This is a genomic window from Acinetobacter bouvetii (genome assembly GCF_902753875.1).
GTDB classification, from domain to species: Bacteria; Pseudomonadota; Gammaproteobacteria; order Pseudomonadales; family Moraxellaceae; genus Acinetobacter; species Acinetobacter bouvetii_A.
This window is the reverse complement of the sequence record NZ_CADDTS010000048.1, coordinates 142,564-164,517: the sequence shown is the minus strand read 5'-3', so window position 1 is coordinate 164,517 and position 21,954 is coordinate 142,564. Positions and strand designations below refer to the sequence as shown.

The following is a 21,954-nucleotide window of genomic DNA, read 5'->3' as shown; positions in this document are numbered from 1 at the left end:
GAATTATTTATGTCAGATCAAAAAAATCATAACCAGGACCATATGGCACAGGCTACAACAGACGTACTGAAAGACCCAGTCTGTGGTATGACCGTCACTGAAGAATCGAAATACCATGAGGAATTTAAGGGGAAAACTTACTTTTTTTGCAGTGATAAATGTCAATCAAAGTTTCATAGCAGCCCGGTGCAATATATCGCTAAACCCGCAACGACGACTGCCGATGCACATACACAGCATCATCAGACTACTCAATCCGTTAATGAGACAAGCACAACAGGCACGACCATCTATACGTGCCCAATGCATCCAGAAATTAAACAAGATCATCCTGGAAACTGTCCTAAATGTGGAATGACACTGGAGCCACTCATTCCCGAGTTAGAGGAAGATGAGAATCCTGAGTTACGTGATTTCCGTCGACGCTTCTGGTGTACACTGCCACTGACCATAGTCGTGACTTTTTTGGCGATGTTTGGCCATCAACTGAACCTGTTCGACATGGCGGTTCAGAGCTGGATTGAATTAGTGTTGTCACTGCCGATCGTACTCTGGGCAGGTTGGCCATTTTTTTCCCGTGGTTGGCAATCGGTCGTGAATCGCAGCCCGAACATGTGGACCCTGATCGGTCTAGGTACAGGGGCTGCTTTTATTTACAGTGTGGTTGCAACTGTAGCGCCACAAATCTTTCCAGACTCATTTATTTCCATGGGCCGTGTCGCTGTTTACTTTGAAGCTTCAGCGGTCATTATTTCGTTGACCCTACTGGGACAAATACTAGAATTAAAAGCACGTTCGCAAACTTCTGCTGCAATTAAGTCACTACTCGGACTTGCTCCTAAAACAGCTCGCCGAATTCTGTCCGATGGAACTGAGGAAGACGTTCCTCTGACTCATGTCCATGTAGGAGATTTACTTCGCATCCGCCCAGGTGAAAAAGTTCCTGTGGATGGTGTAGTCACTGAAGGAAGTAGTTCAGTAGATGAATCAATGCTGACAGGCGAACCTTTACCAATCACTAAACGTGTCGGCGATAAAGTCATTGGCGCTACCCTGAATACCAATGGTTCATTGATCATGCGTTCAGAGAAAATTGGTTCAAGTACCATGTTGTCCCAGATCGTACAGATGGTGGCACAAGCTCAACGCTCGAGAGCACCAATGCAACGTATGGCTGATCAGGTAGCAGGTTGGTTCGTCATGGCTGTAGTGACCATTGCCTTGCTTACCTTCTTTGGATGGGGATTGTTCGGCCCAGAAGAGTCGAGCTGGGTTTATGCATTAATCAATGCTGTGGCAGTACTCATTATTGCCTGTCCTTGTGCACTAGGCTTGGCAACTCCAATGTCTATCATGGTTGCAACGGGTCAAGGTGCTACTCATGGTGTGTTGTTCCGCGATGCAGCAGCCATTGAGAATCTGCGCAAGATTGACACACTAATCATCGATAAAACAGGTACGTTGACCGAAGGACGCCCTGTATTCGATCGTGTGGTTGCCGCATCAGGTTTCGATGAATCTGAAGTATTACGTTTAGCCGCCAGTCTTGATCAAGGCAGTGAACACCCGCTAGCCGAAGCGATTGTAAATGCAGCACACGAACGTGGCCTGTCTCTTGAAACACCAGATAATTTTGAATCAGGCTCAGGGATTGGTGTTCGAGGTCAAGTGGGCGATCGTCAGTTAGCTTTGGGCAACACAGCACTGATGGAGCAATTAGGTATCTCGGTACAATCTCTGATTCCGCAAGCCGAAGAGCTGCGTTCAGAAGGTGCAAGTGTGATGCATCTAGCCATCAATGGTGAATTGGCCGGCCTGCTTGCAGTATCCGATCCCATCAAAAAAAGTACCCCTGAAGCACTTGCCACCCTGAAGGAAGCTGGACTACGTATCGTGATGGCAACAGGAGATGGTCTCACCACTGCCCGTTCAGTCGCAGCACGTCTGGGTATTGATGAGGTACATGGTGAAGTTAAACCCGCAGATAAACTAGAACTGGTCAGCAAATTGCAGAAGGAAGGTCGCATCGTGGCAATGGCCGGCGATGGAATCAATGATGCACCAGCACTAGCCAAGGCTGATGTCGGTATCGCTATGGGGACCGGAACTGATGTCGCAATGAATAGTGCTCAAGTTACGCTGGTCAAGGGGGATTTACGCGGTATCGCGGTTGCCCGTTCCCTTTCGGAAGCTACTGTTGGCAACATGAAACAGAACCTCATGTTTGCTTTCCTTTACAATGCCTTGGGTATCCCAATCGCAGCTGGCGTACTCTATCCATTTACCGGTTGGTTATTGTCACCCATGATTGCGGCCTTGGCGATGAGTTTTAGTTCAGCTTCAGTCATCACGAATGCCCTTCGCTTGCGAAATAAAAAGTTATGATGGAGAGTTCTTTTCTTCCACCAGATGTACCAGGTCTTATTGCAGCACTTGCCATCGGCCTGCTCATTGGTTTAGAACGAGGATGGCACGATCGTGAATTGCCCGAGGGCAGCCGAGTAGCAGGCCTACGTACCTTCACATTGACAGGATTGCTCGGAGGAGTGCTCGGTCATTTACAACCAAACTTCGGGCCTTGGCCGCTGGTCGCGGCCGTATTAGGGCTTTCCTTATTATTAACAGTGTCCTACGCGCGTACCGCAAAACTTTCCGGTAATCTAAGCGCTACCACGACGATCGCGATGCTGTTGACATTAGTTTTAGGTGCATATGCATCCCATGGTAATGTTACTTTAGCATTAACCGCGGCTGTAATCGTCGCTGTATTTTTGGATCTCAAGCCAACCTTACACGGTTGGCTACGCTTGATAGAGCATCGTGAATTAACCGCATCCCTGCAGTTGCTGGTACTTTCTGTCGTTATATTACCCTACTTACCCAATACGGGTCTGGGACCTTTTGCTGCATTAAATCCTTACCAGTTATGGTGGGCAGTGATCCTGATTGCCGGACTCTCTCTGGCAGGTCATTTTGCCATGCGGCTTACCGGTTCAGAAAGAGGCATATTCTGGACAGGTCTATTGGGTGGTTTGGCATCTTCTACAGCTGCAACTGTCGCACTGGCACGCTATACACGCCAGCACCCCGTCATGGTCAGTGCTGCTATTTCTGGAACATTGGCTGCCTGTGGCATCATGTTTTTTCGTATGGTTGTGCTGATAGGCGTCATTGAGCCAGCATTGCTAAGCACTTTTGGTGGTGCAATGATGATTGCGGGAATCCTTCTGCTGGGTATGGCATTGTGGAGACAACGCCAAATTACCAGCGCTGAAAACAACGATCGAACAATAGAAGCAATGGCTCCTTTTGATCTTGGGACAGCATTCAGCTTCGCTGCTTTCCTGGCTGTCATGGCAGTCTTGGTCCCGGCAGCAAAACAATGGTTGGGCACCAGCGGCATCTTCGTATTATCGACTATTTCTGGGCTAGCAGACGTAGATGCTATTTTAGTCTCACTTGCCCGCCTGCATAGTACTGAAGGCTTAACAACAAATGTGGCTGCTGTCGCGCTAGGGCTGGCCACACTGAGCAACATGTTAAGCAAAGCGACAATTGCATGGATGACAGGGGGGGCACAGTTTGGCCGAGCTATCATATTTGGCTACACAATTGCCATGATAGGTGCTGGCGTAGCTCTGGCTCTCAGTTTGAGCTTTATGTAAGGTCAACTCGGGTAAATGGAAGATGTTCAAAAAATGAGTTAAAATGATTCCCCTTGCATGGATTCACTTTGAAAAACAATGGTAAAAATGATTCGACCATTGAGGGATTCAGCCTGGATGGTCGCCCCAAGCATATCAAGAATAGATTTTGTTATGGCAAGCCCTAAGCCGGTTCCTTCTTCTGTTCTTTGTCTAGACGCATCTGTTCGATAAAAACGATCAAATAATCTGGATAGTTGTTCAGGAGAGAGTTCAGGGCCTTCATTTTCAATTGAAAATATTGTGTTATCTAAATTCTGTTGAAGTTTTATCTGTATTGTAGAATTCTTGTTTCCATATTTAACTGCATTAGACAATAGGTTGCTGAGTGCGCGACGTAACATAGCAGGATCACCTTTTACATTGCCAGATCCTGTTTGTTGAAGTGTCATATTTTTTTCGGCAGCTAGAGCGTCATAGAAATCAAATAAAGCGGTAACTTCTTTAATGAGGTCAATATTCTGTAAGTTCTGTAAATTTAAGCCATGTTCTGCTTTTGCCAAGAAAAGCATATCGGACACCATTCGAGCCAAACGTTCAAATTCTTCTAAATTAGAAAATAGTATTTCTTGATAAGTACCAATATCTCGGTTACGGGCGAGACATACTTGAGTTTGGGTCATTAAATTATTAATCGGTGTTCTAATTTCATGTGCTAAATCAGATGAAAAATCGGAAAGTTTTTCTAAAGCTGACTCTAGTCTGTCCAGCATAGCATTGAAGGCGATTGCCAATGATTTTAGTTCGGTTGGTGTATGCTCAACTTCTAAACGTTCTGAAAGATGTTGAGCAGAAATTCCTTCTGCGACCTTAGCCATTTTTTGCACTGGTCTTAAACCTCTCCAGGTTGCAAACCAACCTAAAAACATTAAACAAATTGTACCAGCCAAACCAATATACAAAAGTTGACGCTTAAAATCTTTTAGAAAATGTAGATGTTCTGATGTATCGATCCCAACAATAATTCGTACAGATTGTATTTCAGAATTTCTATTTATACCTGTAGTGTAGATCATGCCACGATAGGTCTTATTTTGAACTTGCCATTTAATCCATGAATTATTTGCTGACTTGATTAAATTTTGAGTATTAATGATTGAGGATGCTGAACTAAATAAAACTTTACCTGTCGGTCGTTCTATTTGGACCATAAGATCATGGTGTCCAACTAACGCATCTCTTAAATAAAGATTAAGTTCTGGAGAATTTTTAGGATGCTGTTGGAGAAGATTCTGAATAAGCTGGATTTTACCTTCTAATTGGGTACGGTCTTGAGTTTCAAAATGATGCATTACTAATTTATTTATGAACAAACCCATAATAATTAGAATGAAAATAGTAGATAATGAGAAAATGATACCGATCCGGAAACTGATCGCTCTGAATAAATTATTATTCATCCTCTACCTCTAGTACATACCCCATTCCTCGAATATTCTGAATTAATTTGGGAGTAAAGTTACTGTCAACTTTACTTCTTAATCGTTTAATAGCGACTTCAACGACATTCGTATCACTATCAAAGTTCATATCCCAAATTTGAGATGCAATAAGTGCTCTTGGTAGAATTTCACCTCTTCTACGCATAAAAAGCTCCATAAGCGCAAATTCTTTAGCCGTCAGATCAATGCGTTGACCTGCTCGTGTTACCCGACGTTTTCTCAAATCAAGTTCTAAATCAGCAATCTTAATAATATTACTATCTTCTCTTTGCTGCCCTCGTCTAAGGAGAGTTTTGATTCGAGCAAGAAGCTCTGCAAAAGCAAAAGGCTTTATTAAATAATCATCAGCGCCTAACTCTAGACCTTTTACTCGATCTTCTATCTGATCTCTGGCTGTTAAAAACAGAATGGGCATTGTTTTACCGCTGCTACGAATATCATTGATAATATTCCAACCATTTAGTCCAGGTAACATCACGTCTAAAATAATTAAGTCATACTCTTCAGAAAGAGCTTGATGTTTACCCGTTAACCCATCTGTAACCCAGTCCGTAATATAGCCAGCTTCGGATAAACCTTGCTTGAGATAATCACCAGTTTTTTGTTCATCTTCAACTAATAGTATTCTCATTTCCGAATCCTAAGTCATTCATTAAAACTATAATAACGTTATAAAACATCTGATCGAGATAGATTACAAAAATGTCATTTTCAAGTCACTTAGATGTTCAGTGCTTCACTTTATTGTAGTAGCAAGAAATTAACTTTTAGAGAAACTTATGAAAACTGTAGTGCGTCGTAGTCTAACAATTTTAATGTGTGCTGGAACTTTAATTGCTGGTACTCAATCTTGGGCAAAAGATGTATCAACCTCAAGTGCCACTAAAACGGTAAAAGCACAGGAACCTTGTACAAAACCTTGTAAAATGGAAAAAGATGACAAGACTCAGCAAGATCATAGTCAACATCAGTCTCCTAACTCATCTGACATGTCAAAAATGGATCATTCTATGATGAATATGGACCATTCTAAAATGGATCATTCAAAGATGAATATGCCTAGTAGCAATAAATAATTTTATAAATAGCGAGAAAGAAGTATTAAAGTTTATACTAAATATTTGCTTTATTACTTCAATCTTGACCTTTCTAAAGGTGAGATAGAATGTCAAAAAAGTTAAGTCATATACTCTTAATTGGAGTTGGTTTATTTTCATCAACTTGGGTAATGGCGGCAGTTAAAGAATATGATTTAACAATCGCTGAACAAACTGTAAATATCACAGGAAAACCAGTTGAGAGAATTACTGTAAATGGTAAATTCGTTGCACCACTTCTTGAATTTGAAGAAGGTGATGAGGCCGTTATCCGTGTTCACAATAAGTTAAAAAATCAGGACTCTTCAATCCATTGGCATGGCTTATTATTACCTGGAATTATGGATGGTGTACCTGGATTTAACAAATTTAATGGCATTGCCCCTAATAAAACTTATGAATATAAGTTTAAAGTCCGCCAAAATGGTACTTATTGGTATCATTCACATAGTAAAGGACAAGAACAAGACGGTTTATATGGTGCTTTTGTTATTTATCCTAAAGATAAAACTCCACTAACAGCTGCTGAAAAAACCGATAAAGATTACGTTGTTTTGCTTTCTGATTTTCATAATTCGACAAGTGATCAAATTATGAAAAATATTAAAAAAGAAGCAGACTACTATCAGAACCGCCGCGAAACAGTATTCGATGTATTAAAACAAGTTAAACGTGATGGGCTAAAAGCGACTTGGCAAGACCGTTCTATGTGGAATCAGATGCGAATGCTGAAAACAGATATGTCCGATGTGACTGGTTATACATTTTTAATGAATGGCAAGACACCTCAGCAAAATTGGACGGGTAACTTCAAAGCTGGTGAAAAAGTTCGCCTTCGTTTTATTAATGCTTCCGCTATGTCATTCTTTGATGTACGCATTCCAAACCTAAAAATGACTGTAGTCAGTGCTGATGGTCAACCTGTAAAGCCCGTTCCTGTAGATGAGTTCCGTATAGGTACTGCTGAAACTTATGATGTCATTGTTGAACCGAAACAAGCCCATTATCAAATCGAAGCTGAATCTATTGATCGTACTGGATTTTCGGTTGGAACCTTACATGATGAAAATACCTCACCTGTAAAACAAATTGAGATGCCTAAGCCTCGTCCTCGTTCTTTATTGACTATGGAAGATATGGGAATGAATCATGATATGTCTTCTATGAAAGGCATGAATCACGATATGTCTTCTATGAAAGGTATGGATCATGATATGTCTTCTATGAAAGGCATGAATCACGATATGTCTTCTATGAAAGGTATGGATCATGATATGTCTTCAATGAAAGATATGAATCATGATATGTCTTCTATGAAAGGCATGAATCACGATATGTCTTCTATGAAAGGTATGGATCATGATATGTCTTCTATGAAAGGTATGGATCATGATATGCCGATGAATAGCGCTACTGTTAAGGCGGCTTCAGACAAGAATGATAATACCGTATTTGGATGGGCAAATGCTTCAACACCTGAAGGTAATAAAGCATTGCAATATAGTGATTTGCAATCGTTAGATCCTCAAAAAGACACTCGTGCAGCTGAACGTGAAATAGAGATCCGTCTTGGTGGAAACATGGAGCGTTATATTTGGACAATAAATGGTAAAAAATTTAATGAAGCCGACCCACTAGTGGTGAAGTATGGTGAACGTATTCGCTTAAAATTTGTCAATGACAGTATGATGGCTCACCCAATGCACTTACATGGCATGTTTATGCAGCTTGAGAATGGTCAGGATCCAAGCAATATGCCAAACAAACATACGGTAATTGTTCCACCTGGGAAAACGATAACCACTCTACTCACAGCTGATGAGTTAGGTGAGTGGGCTATTCATTGTCACCTGCTTTACCATATGAGTGCAGGAATGATGAATAAACTCATTGTAGCTCAAGTGGAAGATGGTAATTCTACAAAGACTGTTGCTCAGCCCCCAATAAGTGAGAAGGGAGTAAATCCACATGCAAATCACTAAGAATTTCTTCTCAAAAACAGTCTTATCAATTGCATTAATAAGTATATCAAACTTAACTTTTGCTAATAGCAGCACTTCGGAACAAGAAAGTAATATTACAAATGGTATGAGAGTCTTATTACAGGAGTCTGGTGGCTTAAGATATAGCCCCCAAGAATTGTATCCAGAATATTATTCAATGGAAAATGCAAATGGGGGAGATAATATTATTCTGACCGCAAGAAAGAGATCAGCCCCATCTCATGATGATCATCTTAAAGAACATGGTGGACAAATTTATCAAACGACAAAATTTGAAAATGAATGGATGGTTGATGAAGACGGTAAGGGCAACCTAGGAACAAAGTTTGAAACTTTAATTGGAACAGATGAAAATCGTCTATTTATTGAAGCCAATTCGGAAAAGTCAGAAAGTAATGATCCAAAATATGCTGTATCAGCACTTTATAGCCGTAACGTAGCCCCATTTTGGGATGTACAAGCTGGGGTAAGATATAGTGAAGATAAAAATAACAGCAGCAGCGATCGAGTGGATGGGGTTATTGGTATATTAGGTCTAGCTCCTTATTTCTTTGAAACTCAGGCTTATTTATATGGTGGTGAAAATAATTTTTGGGGAGCTAGTTTTGAATTAGAGCGTGACTTCTTGCTAACCCAAAAACTTATTACTCAACCTTATATTGAAGCAGATTTAGTATTAAACGATGATTCTAACTATGCTTCAAAAAACGGATTATCCGAATTGAAGACTGGGCTGAAAACTCGTTATGAGATTACTAAACGGATTAAACCTTTTGTTGATGTAGCTTATCAATATGAAAAGGGACAAAAGCTAACTTCTCTACAACAAGCGTCCAATTCAGAAAAAGGATGGTTGTATGGTGCAGGTATCGAGTTTGTTTTTTAAAATAGTATGATTTGGATTCATGAATGGTAGCTTCGGCTACTATTCATGAATTATTACTATTTATTTTCGAATCTGTAAAACTAAAAAAGCTTAATTTTTGGTCTATTTTTATGCAGTGGTTAAAAACATGCTTATCGCTGTTTTTATCGTTTGCTATTCTTTTAGTAGGATCGGCTGCTACTACTTCGTCTGTACATCATCGGTGTTTAATGCCATCTGAATAGATGCATGTGGCATAGCCGTCTTCATCGATTTGAATCCTAAAGTGGCCCTAATGATCCGCTTTAGCTTGCCATGATTACATTCGATCACGTTATTTTTATACTTAACCTGCCTGTGCTCAAGATCTGGTGGACCTTTTCTTTCCCATTTTAACCGTGACAAAGCACCTCCATATGTGTGCTTTATCTGTATCTATCACTTGTGGGGCCTTCCTTTGCCAGAAGATGCGGATACTGAGCATCCAAAAGTAAAAGAACTGCATGAGCTTCTTGCATGGTCTGAAGGTATGGTCTGGTGTTCACCTGAACGTCATGGTTCTATGAGTTCCATTTTTAAATCACAAATAGACTGGATTCCACTTGCAGGAGGAGCAATCCGTGCTACCCAAGGTAAAACCCTTGCCTTGATGCAAGTCAGTGGTGGATCACAGTCATTTAACAGCCTGAACCAGATGCGTATTTTGGGGCGGTGGATGCGGATGATCACCATTCCAAATCAGTCTTCAATTCCGAAAGCTTTCTTGGAATTCGAAGAAGATGGACGAATGAAGCCTTCAGCTTTCTATGACCGGATTGAGGATGTCATGGAAGAGTTATTTAAGTTCACTCTACTGACTCGTGGTCAAAGCAAATACCTGACTGATCGTTATTCTGAACGCAAGGAATCGGCTGAAGAGTTGTCCAAGCGTGTAAATCAGCGCAGTTTATAAATGCTGGATGGTATTAAATACTGCGCCTCATTGCCAGGTCAGTAACACTTTTATGCTGTACCGATGAAGTGCTGTTAAAGGTACAATGAATATTGTAAAAACCCAGTCTTCATGATTGGGTTTTTACATTAAAGAAGTCAGAGATAAATAAGGAAAAGGTGAAGGCTTTGAACCAGAAACAGACTGAAACTGATGTGATCATTATCGGTGGTGGGCAGGCCGCTTTATCTACCGCTTATTTTTTAAAGCGCAAGAAAATCCCATTCATTATATTGGATGAGCAAAATCAAGCGGGGGGTGCCTGGCTGCATACCTGGGAGTCATTGCGTCTTTTTTCTCCTAATACCTGGAGTTCTCTATCCGGTTGGATGATGCCCATCACTGAACAGACCTATCCAACACGAAATGAGGTGATCCAGTATTTATCGGCTTATGAACAGAGATATCAATTTTCGATTGTTCGTCCAGTACATGTCGATCGTGTGGAATCGAAGGGAAAGTATTTAGACGTATATGCTGGAGAAAAGTTTTGGCGAGCCAAGGTGGTGGTCAGTGCAACAGGGACATGGCGCCAGCCGTTTATTCCTGATTATCCGGGACAGGAAAACTTTCAAGGCACGCAGTTACATTCAGCCCATTACCTGAATGCAGATCCATTTAAAGATAAGAAAGTCATCGTGGTGGGTGGGGGGAATTCGGGCGCGCAAATACTCGCTGAGGTTTCACAAGTTGCTGAAACCATTTGGGTCACAAAAACTCCGCCTCAATTTTTACCTGATGATGTCGATGGTCGAGTACTGTTTTTAAGAGCAACTGAGCGTTTAAAAGTACAACAAGAAGGAAGAAAAGTTGACCAGCCAATAGGTGGCCTAGGTGATATTGTGATGATCGATAGTGTCAAAGAGGCAAGGAATAGAGGAGTCTTACATAGCCGTCCACCTTTTCAATCTTTAGCTACAGATGCAGTTATTTGGCCAGATGGAAAAAAAGAGAAAATTGATGTGATTATTTGGTGTACTGGATTTAAGGCTTCATTAAATCATCTAAAAAGTATAGATATAGTAGAGCGAGATAACTTTGTAGAAGTTCAAAATGGAAGGTCTATTAAGTTACCTAACTTGTGGTTAGTTGGATATGGAGATTGGACAGGTATGGCATCTGCAACATTAATTGGCGTTTCTAGAACAGCGAGAGCTACAGTAGATGAGATCTTCACTTATCTACAAGAAATTAATACTAAAAAATTTTCAGAATAATTATCCATATCGAGTATAAGAATTTTAGAATCGGTTTTGTGTCTAGGCTACTGGGAGCATTCCAATATTTTGATTATTATTTCACTAAAAGTGTCTACAAGATCATGCTATTCATTAAGCCATAATTTTTGATATTTAAACCTAATTTCATGAATTGCACTAAAAAGAGGGAACTCTTTCATAATTTATAATTAAATTAGAAGTTTTCTTAGGAAGCTGTTTAATATTATTGATATCTATACAGTTTTTCTTGTAAAAGCGCTTCATTTATAGTGAGTATTTCAATAAAATAAGGGAGCTAGCTCCCTTATTTTATTCATTTGCTAATTAAAAATTACTCGCAACTTGATATGTGATGAATGAAAAGATGTAGGCTAATGCAAACAAATAAGTTGCCATAATGATGGGCTGTTTCCAGCTGCCAGTTTCTCGTCTAATTGTTGCTAACGTAGCAAGACAATGGGGAGCAAAAATAAACCATACCAATAATGATAAACCTGTGGCTAACCCCCATCCATCCGGGCCTGAAATTTGACTTAACAGACTTTGAGTTACTGTATCTTCATCACCTGACATCGCATAAATCACCCCAAGAGCAGCAATTACAACTTCCCTTGCTGCCATAGCAGGAATGAGTGCAATACATATTTCCCATGTAAACCCAATAGGCGCAAATATAGGATGAATTAAATGCCCTAACTGACCAGCTAAACTATAGTTAATGGCCGGCATGGTTGCATTATCTGGTGGTTGAGGGAACGTGACTAGCACCCATAACAAGATAGACAGCGCAACGATAATGCCACCAACTCGTTTTAAGAAAATAGTTGCCCTATCATATAAGCCTAATGCAATATTTCTAATATCTGGAATTCGGTATGTGGGAAGCTCAAAAATAAAAATACTTTCAGTTTTATCTTTTCGAACCAACTTCAGAAAGAGTGAAACTAATAACGCTGAGACTATTCCCGACATATAAAGACCAAAAAGGACTAATCCTTGCAGACTTAACCAGCCGTAGATTAATTGGTTCGGAATAAATGCCGCGATCAATAAAGCATATACAGGCAATCTTGCTGAACAGGTCATCAATGGTGCAATCATAATTGTTGCTAATCGGTCCCGTTCAGAGCTGATACTTCTGGTTGCCATAATTCCGGGAATCGCACAAGCAAAACTGGATAGCAGAGGAATAAATGAACGGCCGCTAAGCCCGGCTTTAGACATTAATTTATCTAAAAGAAATGCTGCTCGGGGTAAATAGCCTGACTCTTCAAGCATTAAAATGAAGAAGAATAAAATCAAAATCTGAGGCATATATGCAAGCACGCTACCTGTGCCAGCAATTACCCCATCGACTACCAAGCTTTTTAATAGAGGATGTTGGATTAGTGGTCCAATAAAATCACTGAGCCATACGATAAAATTTTCAATGAATTCAATAAAAGGCGTTGCCCATATAAATACCGCCTGGAACATCACAAACATGGTTAAAGTTAAGATTACTAAACCCAATACAGGATGTAGAAAAATTTTATCTAGAAATGCGGTTCTTTTATCACCACTGTCATTATTTAAAATAACTTGTTTGGTGATTTGTTTGACCTGTTCAAAATGACTTAATTCAGAATGATAAGGAGTAATAAAAAGATTTTTTTGATCTAATTGATTAATTAAATCTTGAATTCCTTTTGTTTTAACTGCGACAGCTTCAACTACAGGGATACCTAACAGTTGAGACAGTTTATCCTTATCAATGGAAATACCACGCTTTTTGACCTCATCCATCATATTTAATACAAGAATCATAGGGCGATTTAGAGCACGAACTTCGAGAACCAAGCTCAAATGTAAGCTTAAATTTGTGGCATCTACAACGCATATAAAAATATCGGGTAGAATTTCACCTTTTAGCTCGCCCAAACAAACTGCCCTGGTGACTTCTTCATCTAAACTACTAGGTTTTAAACTGTAAGTTCCGGGTAAGTCCAATACTCGTATTGCATCACCAGAAGGTAATTTAAAAGAACCTTCTTTTCTTTCTACGGTAACCCCAGCATAGTTGGCAACTTTTTGTCGCGTACCAGTAAGCGTATTAAATAAAGAGGTTTTTCCGCAATTTGGATTACCGACTAATGCAATGTTCTTAATCTTCATTGGATACTAACTCTACAAAAATTCTTTCAGCTTCATTCTTTCTTAATGCGAATCTTGAAGTTTCAATTTGAACTAAAACAGGATCTCCGCCAAAAACACCTTTAGCGAGTACTTGTAGAGTTTCACCCTCTCTAAAACCTAATAGTTGGAGCCGTTCCAATACGGGATCAGTGGTATGACTGTATTGATTACCTTTTTTGAGATCTCTAATTTTGACGATCTGATTTTGTTTAACTTGAAATAGATTCATTTTCGATACTCTTACTTCAAAGCCAAAATCTTTCGAGCACCATTAAGCACGAATAAAGAAACCAGGATGCCAATGATTAAGTCTGGGTAAGCTGATCCCGTCCACGCCACGAGTACACCGGCAAATATAACGCCCATATTTACGACAACGTCATTCGCCGAGAAAATCCAACTGGCTTTCATATGTGCGCCATCTTCTCGATGACCAGAAATAAGATATAAGCATGTCACGTTAGCTATAAGTGCGAGCAGGCCAATAACAATCATGAGCGTTGATTCTGGCTCGCTTCCAAACATGAATCGTCTAATGACATCAATAATCACGATGACAGCAAGTAATAACTGAATCCAACCTGCGAAATGGGCTGCTTTCACTTGATATTTCGCAGCTTTTCCGACGGCATATAGCGCAATACCATAAACGGCTGCATCGGCAAACATATCTAGAGAATCAGCAATCAATCCTGTAGACGCAGCAATAATTCCGCTGATGAATTCTATAAAGAACAGTAGAGCATTAATGCCTAATAACAGTTTAAGTACTTTAGCTTGTCTCACAGGATCAGGTTCATTAGGTATATCGCCTGTAGAAAGCTGTGTTTCATCAAGTTTCGCCCCAAAACCCAGTCCTTCAAGTTTGGCCGTAATTTGCTGACTCCCTTCATTATGGAAGACTTTCAGTTTTCGATTGGGAAGATCAAAAGTAAGACCTTTAACTGCTTCAATATCTGCAAGAGCCATACGGACCATTTGCTCTTCAGCAGAGCAATCCATTTTAGGAATGGTATAGGTACTTGTTTGCTTAGCCTGTTGATTGCTTATATAAGTTTCAGTCTTCACAAGCTTTGCACCAAAACCCAAAGCTTCAAGTTTGGTAGTTATATTTTCATCTTTTTGATTATGTAGAACCTTTAAAGACCGGTTAGGTAAATCAAAGATGAGTTTTTGAACACCATCAATTGAAGATAGCGCCATACGAACCATCTGTTCTTCCGCAGAACAATCCATTTTGGGAACTAAGTATTCACTCATGTAGTGCGAATCTTTTAAAACGTTTTCAGTGCTTAAATTTTCTTTGGGATCAGAACCACAACAGGATTGAGCGGTATCTTCACAACTGTTTGAAGTGTTACAGCAAGGAGATGAAGATTTTTCTTCTTCCTCTTCACCACAACAGCTAGGCGTATTATCACAATTCTTTGAATTGCTTGCTTCTGCAATTGATGGATGATTTTCTTGTTGAGATTTCTTATCTTCGCATGGTGTTTCTTTACTACATCCACAGCCACTCATAGTTATACCCATTAAAAAAATTTATAAACTTTGAATATTAGAATCCCTATAGTTACTATAGAGTCAAGATTTTTTGGAAATACCAACTCAATGCATTTAAAAATTGGTGAACTCTCTAAAAAAACCTCATGTTCAGTATTAACAATTAGGTTTTATGAAAAGGAAGGTTTAATTCCAGAACCAGAAAGAACGGAAGGAAATTACCGCCTTTACGATGTAGGCTATGTTGAGCGAATTAAATTTATTTTGAATTGCCGAACTTTAAATATGAGTTTGAATGAAATTCGTCAATTACTTACCTATAAAGACAAACCTGAGAAAAATTGTTCAGGGGTGAATGAATTAATTGACTTACATGTCAGTGCTATCAGAGAAAATATAATCAAGCAACAAAAGCTTATTGAACAACTATCTGATTTAAGAGGTACTTGTGATGGTTTATGTACAATTGACCAATGTGGAGTTTTAAAAAATCTAGCTTGATTATCTAGACCTATGCTTTTTTCAAAAACTCTGTATATCTTTACTTAAGGCTGCAAAAAGTTTAAGGTTACTCAAATTCTGTGATCAGATCTTTGATAGATCTGGACAGCTTCTTTATTGGTGTTTTAAATACAGATTTGTGTATGAAGAGAAAAACATTTCTAATCCAGATATTGGTACTCTTATTCACATTCCAGAATATTTGGAGTGTGGCAGAGGCCGCGTGTCTGCATGAAATGCCAAACATACCCAATTCAATACTCTCTAATCCAATCGATTTAGACGAAAAGAGTGATAGTCCTCGTCAAGCACTTTATTCCCTAGAAAACTATAAAGAAATCTATGACTATTGTCAGAAGGTTTGTTTTAACGAAAAGTGCAGTCATTTCTCAAATACAATCGTGATTCAGATTGACCCACCCGATGATCTGAAGCTTAAAGCTGATTTTGAGACCGGCATTACCCCAACTTATTTGGGAATAACTTTTTATAAATCCCCTTATCTGAATCAATTAACCCCGCCTCCCGATTTGCCCCTACTATTGGTGGGGTAGTCTTATAAAAGCCCACCACTCCTAATTTCATTATGCGTGGGGCATTTTCATGTCAAAAAACAAATTACATCAGGATACCTCCATCCTGAATTTATCCTGGTCAGCCTTAGGTAGCGGTATCTTGCTATCTGCAATGATCAGCATCAGTACTTCCGTAGTCGCCAGTACTCAAGATTTAACGCTGCAGCAAGCTATTGAGCAGGTTAACCAATATCAAGCGTCCCAAAATTTCTGGGAAACGCAAAATAGTATTAATGCCACGAATCTTCAGCAAAGTAAGCTGTTTAAAAATCCTGAATTGTCAGTTGAACAAACGGGCTTTGGTTCAAATAATGAAAAAGAGCTTGCCATTGGCATATCACAACCCTTGGATATTTTTGGTGAGCGAAAAGCAAACCAAAAATTAGCCAGTCTCTCTACAGATAAAACAGCACTGAAGCAGAAGATTTATCAAGCGCAAATTGAGCTTGCGGTGAAATATGTATGGTCACAACTGGCCATTGCTGAACTTGAAAGAAACATTGTCAATGAACAACTTCGGGTGAGCCAAGAAAACCTTAAAGCGATCGAGAAGCGCTTTACTGCGGGCGGTATCGCGCAAGTAGATGTGAATCGCGCACGTTTAAGTCATGCTGAAAATATCCGTCTTTTTAGACAGGCAGACTTACAGGTACAAGTGGCCACCCAACAATTATCAAATTTATGGGGTACGTCTGATAAGTCATTGCAGGTAAACCTCTCTTCACAAAAGCTCTGGCCAAAATCGACTCATGGACAGGTTCAAGAATATTTAGCGGAAAACTACGTTGAGAAATATCGAGCTTTACTGGTATTAGAGTCTCAAGCAACGGTTGATCAACTAAGAGCAAAGGCACGTCCTAACCCCACTTTAAACCTAGGTGTCAACCGCACCCAATCCTTGGAAAACTCCACACAAAATCAATTAGTAGTCGGAGTTAGTGTACCGCTTAATATTTTCGATCGTCAGCAAAATGGCATAAAAATCGCGCAAGAAAAAATGAACTTATTAGAGCGTCAGAAAGAGTTTTATCTGAAGCAAAATGCGCTGCAAATAGGCACAATTTTAACCGAGTTGCAGGGTTTAGAGCTGCAATTCAAAGTCGTTGACGAGACTCAAATTCCTTTGGCGACTCAAGTTCAAAGTAAGACGCTACAAGGTTTCTTGGCAGGCAAGTTTGCTTTAACCGATGTTCAGCAAGCCACGCTTCAATTACAAGACATCCGTCTGCGTAAAGTCCAGTTGTTACGGGATGGCTGGCAAAAGGCCATTGAAGCAGAAAGTTTGAGCTTAGGCATTAGCCCAAGTGAAGTCATGTCGAAAGATGCTATTGCACAAATCAATCAAAACTTATGGCAAGACATACAGGCCATGCCTGTCATTGGTGGGGGAAATTAACATGTTCGATCTTAAAAACAGCTTAAAAAAACAGAGCGGAAAAATCTCTCAACCTCTACTGATTGGTTTGGTCATCGGCGCAACCGTACTCCTCAGTATTTTCTTGATCTTGTCGGGTAAGAATAAATCTGAAACATCAGATGAACATGCAGAGGAAGAAGGCGCAGAGGAACATGGAAGTGAAGAACATGGCGGTGAAACCGAAGAGCATGCAGAAGGCGTGAGCCTGACGGCCAAGCAACTGGTGGAACAGGGCATACAGTTATCAGCGGTCGATCAAGGTCCGGTGGTTAAATTAAGTTCTTATCCTGCCAAACTCAATGTGAATACGGATCAGCAAGCGCATGTCTCACCGAGTTTTAGCGGTCATGTAGAAAATGTTTATGTAGAACTCGGCCAAAAAGTTCAGAAAGGGCAGCCTTTGGCTACATTGCTTGTTCCTGATCTAGTTGATCAGCAGGCCAATCTTAAAATTGAACAAACCAATCTGGAACTGGCAAAACAAGACTTTGAGCGTGAGCGTCAATTGTGGTCACAGGGTATCTCAGCAAAACAGGACTATCAACGGGCTTATAACAGTTATAAACGGGCACAAATCCAGGTTCAAGCGGCCCAATCACGTTTAAGTGCATTTGGTGCAGTGAATGCTAGTAACGGGCGCTATATTTTAAAAGCCCCAATTTCTGGCGTGATCAGTAAAAAGGATTTGGTTCTCGGGGAAAATGTTCAGTTAGCAAGTCAACTCTTTACCATAGACCGGTTAGATCAGCTCTGGCTTGAATTTATTGTTCCAAATTCTGAAATTGTGGGCTTAGCCCCGAATCAAAAGATCGAATTTAAATCTTTGCAAACTGAAAAGGTCTATAGGGCGGTTATTCAAACCTTAAATACTGAAGCGGATATTCAAACAGGTCGTCTTCAGGTGCGAGCAAAAGTTGAATCGAATGCAACCGAATTACGTCCAAACTTGATGGTAAACGTACAGTTGCAACAACGCAGTGAAAGTACCGCATTACGGGTGCTTAAGTCCGCAGTTCAGAATGTCGATGGAAAAGATGTGGTTTTTGTCGCCACTCAGCATGGACAAAAAGTTGAATTCACTCCGCAACCGGTGAAATTAGGTCAATCGTCTGGGGATAGCCAGTGGATTGAAGTGGTAAATGGGCTTAATCAGGGACAAAAATATGCCGCTCAAGGCAGTTTCTTACTGAAATCTGAGATGGAAAAAGGAGAGGCTTCACATGAGCACTAAAAGCCCTCACATTCCAGACCACGAATCGGTAAAACCTGAAGGGCTGTTTGATCGGCTGATCCAGTTTTCTATTCATAACGCCATTTGGATTATGCTGTTTATTGCAGCCTGGATTGCTATTGGTATTTATAGTTATCAAAAGTTACCGATTGATGCTGTACCGGATATTACCAATACTCAGGTGCAGATTAACACTTCAGCCAATGGCTTTACGGCTTTGGAAATGGAACAGCGGATTACCTATCCAATTGAGAATGCCATGTCAGGCATGCCGAAAATGGAACAAACCCGTTCGATTTCACGCTACGGCTTATCGCAAGTGACCATCATTTTTGAAGATGGCACGGATATTTACTGGGCCAGACAGCTTATCAACCAGCGCTTGCAAGAAGCAATGGGAGAAATGCCTGAAGATGTGCAACCTAACATGTCGCCTATTTCGACAGGTTTAGGTGAAATCTATCAATGGGTGATTAAAGCCGAACCAAATGCTAAAAAGCCGGATGGAACCGCTTATTCGGCGATGGATTTACGTGAAATTCAGGATTGGATTGTAAGACCGCAATTACAGCGCGTAAAAGGCGTTGCTGAGATCAACAGTATCGGTGGCTTTAATAAAACCTATGTGGTTGCCCCTGATCTGAACCGATTGCAACAATTGCAAATTCCTTTGTCTGATTTACAAACTGCCTTAACAGAGAATAATGAAAACCGTGGTGCTGGCTATATTGAGAAAAATGGACAACAGCTAACGGTTCGTGTTCCCGGCACTTTAAACACGATTGAAGATATCCAGAACATCAGTATTGCCAATAAAAACGGCTATCCGATTCGGGTGGCAGATGTCGCCAATGTCTCAATTGGTCATGACTTAAGAACAGGGGCTGCAACCTATAATGGTGAAGAAACTGTATTGGGTATTGCCATGATGATGATGGGAGAAAATAGCCGTACCGTTGCTCAAGCCATTGATGAAAAGGTGCAATCGATCCAGCAATCGCTACCTAAAGGTGTGGTGATTGAGACTGTGTATGACCGTACGCATTTGGTTGATCGGGCGATCAAAACCGTTCAGAAAAATTTGATTGAGGGTGCAATCCTCGTCATTGTTATTTTATTTCTCTTTCTAGGTAATTTCCGTGCTGCGCTGATCACGGCTTGCGTTATTCCACTGTCAATGCTGTTTACCTTGACGGGAATGGCAGAGCAGAAGATTAGTGCAAATCTGATGAGTTTAGGGGCACTGGACTTCGGTATTATTATTGATGGTGCAGTGGTTATTGTAGAAAACTGTATCCGTCGGCTAGCAGAAGCTCAGAAGCTGAAAGGTGGTTTACTTAGCCGTTCTGAAAGATTTAAAGAAGTCTTCTTGGCTGCAAAACAGGCGCGTCGTCCTCTGATTTTTGGACAGTTAATTATTTTGGTGGTTTATCTACCTATCTTTACCCTGACGGGTGTAGAAGCCAAACTTTTCCATCCTATGGCAATGACTGTTGTACTGGCTTTAATTGGGGCCATGATTTTATCTGTCACTTTTGTGCCAGCCGCAGTTGCCCTATTTGTCACTGGAGAAGTCAAGGAAACCGAAAGTCGCTGGATGCATTGGCTTAAAACCAAATATGAACTGCTTTTAGATAAAGCCTATGAGCTTCGTTTATTTGTGACTATTGTGGCTGCCTGTATTTTAGTGCTTACGGGCGTGCTAGCCACTCAAACAGGTAGCGAGTTTGCACCTCAACTGGGTGAAGGTGATTTTGCTGTTCAGCAAATGCGTTCCCCAAGTACAGGGTTAGAACAGTCACTGAGAATGCAGAAAAATACTGAAAAGTTACTGTTGAAAGAATTTCCTGAAATTAAAGCGATCTTTGCTCGTACCGGTACAGCAGAAGTGGCCACAGATGTTATGCCACCCAACATTTCAGATGGCGTGGTACTGTTAAAACCTCATGATGAATGGCCTGATCCAAAACAAACGATTGATGAGCTTCGCCAAAGAATGATTACTTTCTTAGCGACATTGCCGGGAAATAACAGTGAGTTCTCGCAACCCATTGAACTGCGCTTTAACGAGTTAATTTCAGGGGTGCGAAGTGATGTGGGTGTCAAATTATTTGGTGATGACATGGAGATTCTAAATCGCGAAGCGAATAAAATTTCTCAAAAAATTAACTCAATTTCAGGCGCGACAGCCGTTAATGTAGAACAGACCAGTGGCTTACCCTTGTTGAATGTAGAGGTGGATAAGTCCAGAGCTGCACAATATGGCTTGTCGGTAAGAGCAATTCAGGATCTGGTAGCTACAAGTGTCGGTGGCCAGAATGTTGGAACAATTTTACAGGGAGACAAGCGTTTTGATTTTGTCATCCGTCTAGATGAATCCCAGCGTAGTCCTGAACAGTTAGCGGTACTTCCTGTTCAATTGCCGAATGGTGGTTTAGTCCAACTGCAAGATGTGGCACGCGTTGAAAATATCCTGGGTATTAATCAGGTCAGCCGTGAAAATGGTAAACGTCGAGTGGTTATTACTGCAAATGTAGAAGGACGTGATTTAGGCTCATTCGTAACAGAGCTTCAGAGCACGTTATCCAAACAGGAATTACCAAGCGGTTATTGGATAGATTATGGCGGTCAATTTCAAAATCTGATGTCTGCAAAAGCGCGTATGCAATTGGTGGTTCCGCTCGCATTGTTGACGATCTTTATTTTATTGATGGCTGTATTCCATAATATCAAAGAAAGCTTACTGGTCTTTAGTGGTGTCCCGTTTGCCTTATGTGGAGGCTTAATCGCATTGTGGTTGCGTGACATTCCATTATCCATGTCAGCAGGGGTTGGCTTCATTGCACTATCGGGGGTGGCTGTACTGAATGGCTTAGTCATGCTCACCTTTATCAAAGAGTTGCGACAGCAATATGACCTTTATTATGCAACGTGGCAGGGTGCAATTTTGCGTCTTAGACCTGTGCTGATGACCGCTTGTGTGGCGTCCCTTGGGTTTGTTCCGATGGCTTTGGCAACCGGGACTGGGGCAGAAGTACAGAGACCTTTAGCGACTGTAGTCATTGGCGGGATTATCTCTTCAACATTACTAACTTTGGTGCTGTTACCCGTGCTTTATCGTTGGATAAATGAAAAAAAAGTTTCTTAATCCAATAGATTAGTCGATTTACAGCAGAGATATTGGCTGTTATCCAATATCTCTGCTCATCATAAATAGAATAAGGAAAATA

General features: G+C 40.6%; 17 protein-coding genes and 2 pseudogenes. 13 read left to right on the top strand and 6 right to left on the bottom strand.

The window, feature by feature from the left end:
• Window positions 1-9: 9 nt before the first annotated feature.
• Together FB6_RS14380 and FB6_RS14375 are read left to right on the top strand one after the other, a co-directional pair.
• A complete protein-coding gene (locus tag FB6_RS14380; protein ID WP_086194809.1) occupies window positions 10-2,385 on the top strand; it encodes a heavy metal translocating P-type ATPase in 2,376 nt (791 codons plus the stop codon).
• Complete coding sequence (locus tag FB6_RS14375; protein ID WP_174560621.1) at window positions 2,382-3,665, top strand: MgtC/SapB family protein; 1,284 nt, start codon at window positions 2,382-2,384, stop codon at window positions 3,663-3,665. The genes FB6_RS14380 and FB6_RS14375 overlap by 4 nt, the downstream gene beginning before the upstream one ends.
• A gap of 38 nt (window positions 3,666-3,703) precedes the next feature.
• Here the strand turns inward: FB6_RS14375 and FB6_RS14370 are convergent, their stop codons facing one another.
• A complete protein-coding gene (locus FB6_RS14370) occupies window positions 3,704-5,104 on the bottom strand; it encodes a heavy metal sensor histidine kinase (protein WP_004281867.1) in 1,401 nt (466 codons plus the stop codon).
• Complete coding sequence (locus FB6_RS14365; protein ID WP_004668313.1) at window positions 5,097-5,777, bottom strand: heavy metal response regulator transcription factor; 681 nt, start codon at window positions 5,775-5,777, stop codon at window positions 5,097-5,099. The genes FB6_RS14370 and FB6_RS14365 overlap by 8 nt, the downstream gene beginning before the upstream one ends.
• A 148-nt stretch (window positions 5,778-5,925) precedes the next feature.
• Here FB6_RS14365 and FB6_RS14360 point away from each other — a divergent pair, with 148 nt between their 5' ends.
• The 4 genes and pseudogenes from FB6_RS14360 to FB6_RS14345 all read left to right on the top strand — a co-directional run.
• On the top strand, window positions 5,926-6,222 hold the full coding sequence (locus tag FB6_RS14360; RefSeq protein WP_004281865.1) for a hypothetical protein: 297 nt from the start codon (window positions 5,926-5,928) through the stop codon (window positions 6,220-6,222).
• 89 nt (window positions 6,223-6,311) lie between these two features.
• Window positions 6,312-8,225 carry a copper resistance system multicopper oxidase gene (locus FB6_RS14355; protein WP_086194807.1) on the top strand — a complete coding sequence of 638 codons (1,914 nt, stop codon included), beginning with the start codon at window positions 6,312-6,314 and terminating at the stop codon, window positions 8,223-8,225.
• Window positions 8,212-9,132, top strand: a complete 921-nt coding sequence (locus FB6_RS14350) for a copper resistance protein B (RefSeq protein ID WP_086194806.1) — start codon at window positions 8,212-8,214, stop codon at window positions 9,130-9,132. The genes FB6_RS14355 and FB6_RS14350 overlap by 14 nt, the downstream gene beginning before the upstream one ends.
• A 23-nt stretch (window positions 9,133-9,155) precedes the next feature.
• A pseudogene (locus tag FB6_RS14345) lies at window positions 9,156-9,353 on the top strand (hypothetical protein); the annotation flags it as partial.
• 16 nt (window positions 9,354-9,369) lie between these two features.
• Here FB6_RS14345 and FB6_RS14340 read toward each other — a convergent pair.
• A pseudogene (locus FB6_RS14340) lies at window positions 9,370-9,562 on the bottom strand (DDE-type integrase/transposase/recombinase); the annotation flags it as partial.
• A gap of 6 nt (window positions 9,563-9,568) precedes the next feature.
• Between FB6_RS14340 and FB6_RS14335 the strand changes: the two are divergent.
• Window positions 9,569-10,063, top strand: coding sequence for an NAD(P)H-dependent oxidoreductase (locus FB6_RS14335; protein WP_373423880.1), 495 nt, complete (start codon window positions 9,569-9,571; stop codon window positions 10,061-10,063).
• A gap of 167 nt (window positions 10,064-10,230) precedes the next feature.
• Window positions 10,231-11,319, top strand: a complete 1,089-nt coding sequence (locus tag FB6_RS14330) for an ArsO family NAD(P)H-dependent flavin-containing monooxygenase (protein WP_062032166.1) — start codon at window positions 10,231-10,233, stop codon at window positions 11,317-11,319.
• A gap of 327 nt (window positions 11,320-11,646) precedes the next feature.
• On the opposite strand, the gene feoB is transcribed toward FB6_RS14330, so the two are convergent.
• Genes feoB through FB6_RS14315 form a run of 3 tightly spaced genes read right to left on the bottom strand, consistent with a single transcriptional unit; the run spans window position 11,647 to window position 15,018 of the window.
• The gene (gene feoB, locus FB6_RS14325) at window positions 11,647-13,476 is read right to left on the bottom strand and encodes a ferrous iron transporter B (RefSeq protein ID WP_174560619.1); all 1,830 of its coding nucleotides are present in this window, start codon (window positions 13,474-13,476) and stop codon (window positions 11,647-11,649) included.
• The gene (locus FB6_RS14320) at window positions 13,466-13,726 is read right to left on the bottom strand and encodes a FeoA family protein (RefSeq protein WP_004665962.1); all 261 of its coding nucleotides are present in this window, start codon (window positions 13,724-13,726) and stop codon (window positions 13,466-13,468) included. Before FB6_RS14320 ends, feoB begins: the two co-directional genes overlap by 11 nt.
• Before the next feature lie 11 nt (window positions 13,727-13,737).
• Complete coding sequence (locus FB6_RS14315; RefSeq protein ID WP_004910216.1) at window positions 13,738-15,018, bottom strand: cation transporter; 1,281 nt, start codon at window positions 15,016-15,018, stop codon at window positions 13,738-13,740.
• A 90-nt stretch (window positions 15,019-15,108) separates the two neighbouring features.
• Here FB6_RS14315 and cadR point away from each other — a divergent pair, with 90 nt between their 5' ends.
• The 5 genes from cadR (at window position 15,109) to FB6_RS14290 (ending at window position 21,872) form a co-directional block, all read left to right on the top strand.
• Entirely contained in the window at window positions 15,109-15,501 is a 393-nt protein-coding gene (cadR, locus tag FB6_RS14310; RefSeq protein WP_039624321.1) for a Cd(II)/Pb(II)-responsive transcriptional regulator, read from the top strand.
• A gap of 143 nt (window positions 15,502-15,644) precedes the next feature.
• Window positions 15,645-16,055: a hypothetical protein gene (locus FB6_RS14305; protein WP_039624319.1), complete on the top strand. Its 411-nt coding sequence runs from the start codon at window positions 15,645-15,647 to the stop codon at window positions 16,053-16,055.
• A 49-nt stretch (window positions 16,056-16,104) separates the two neighbouring features.
• Complete coding sequence (locus FB6_RS14300; protein ID WP_174560618.1) at window positions 16,105-17,472, top strand: TolC family protein; 1,368 nt, start codon at window positions 16,105-16,107, stop codon at window positions 17,470-17,472.
• A 1-nt stretch (window position 17,473) separates the two neighbouring features.
• A complete protein-coding gene (locus tag FB6_RS14295; RefSeq protein WP_086197158.1) occupies window positions 17,474-18,724 on the top strand; it encodes an efflux RND transporter periplasmic adaptor subunit in 1,251 nt (416 codons plus the stop codon).
• Window positions 18,714-21,872 (top strand): efflux RND transporter permease subunit, encoded by a 3,159-nt coding sequence (locus tag FB6_RS14290; protein ID WP_174560617.1) that lies wholly within the window; start codon window positions 18,714-18,716, stop codon window positions 21,870-21,872. The genes FB6_RS14295 and FB6_RS14290 overlap by 11 nt, the downstream gene beginning before the upstream one ends.
• The last annotated feature ends 82 nt before the right edge of the window (window positions 21,873-21,954 follow it).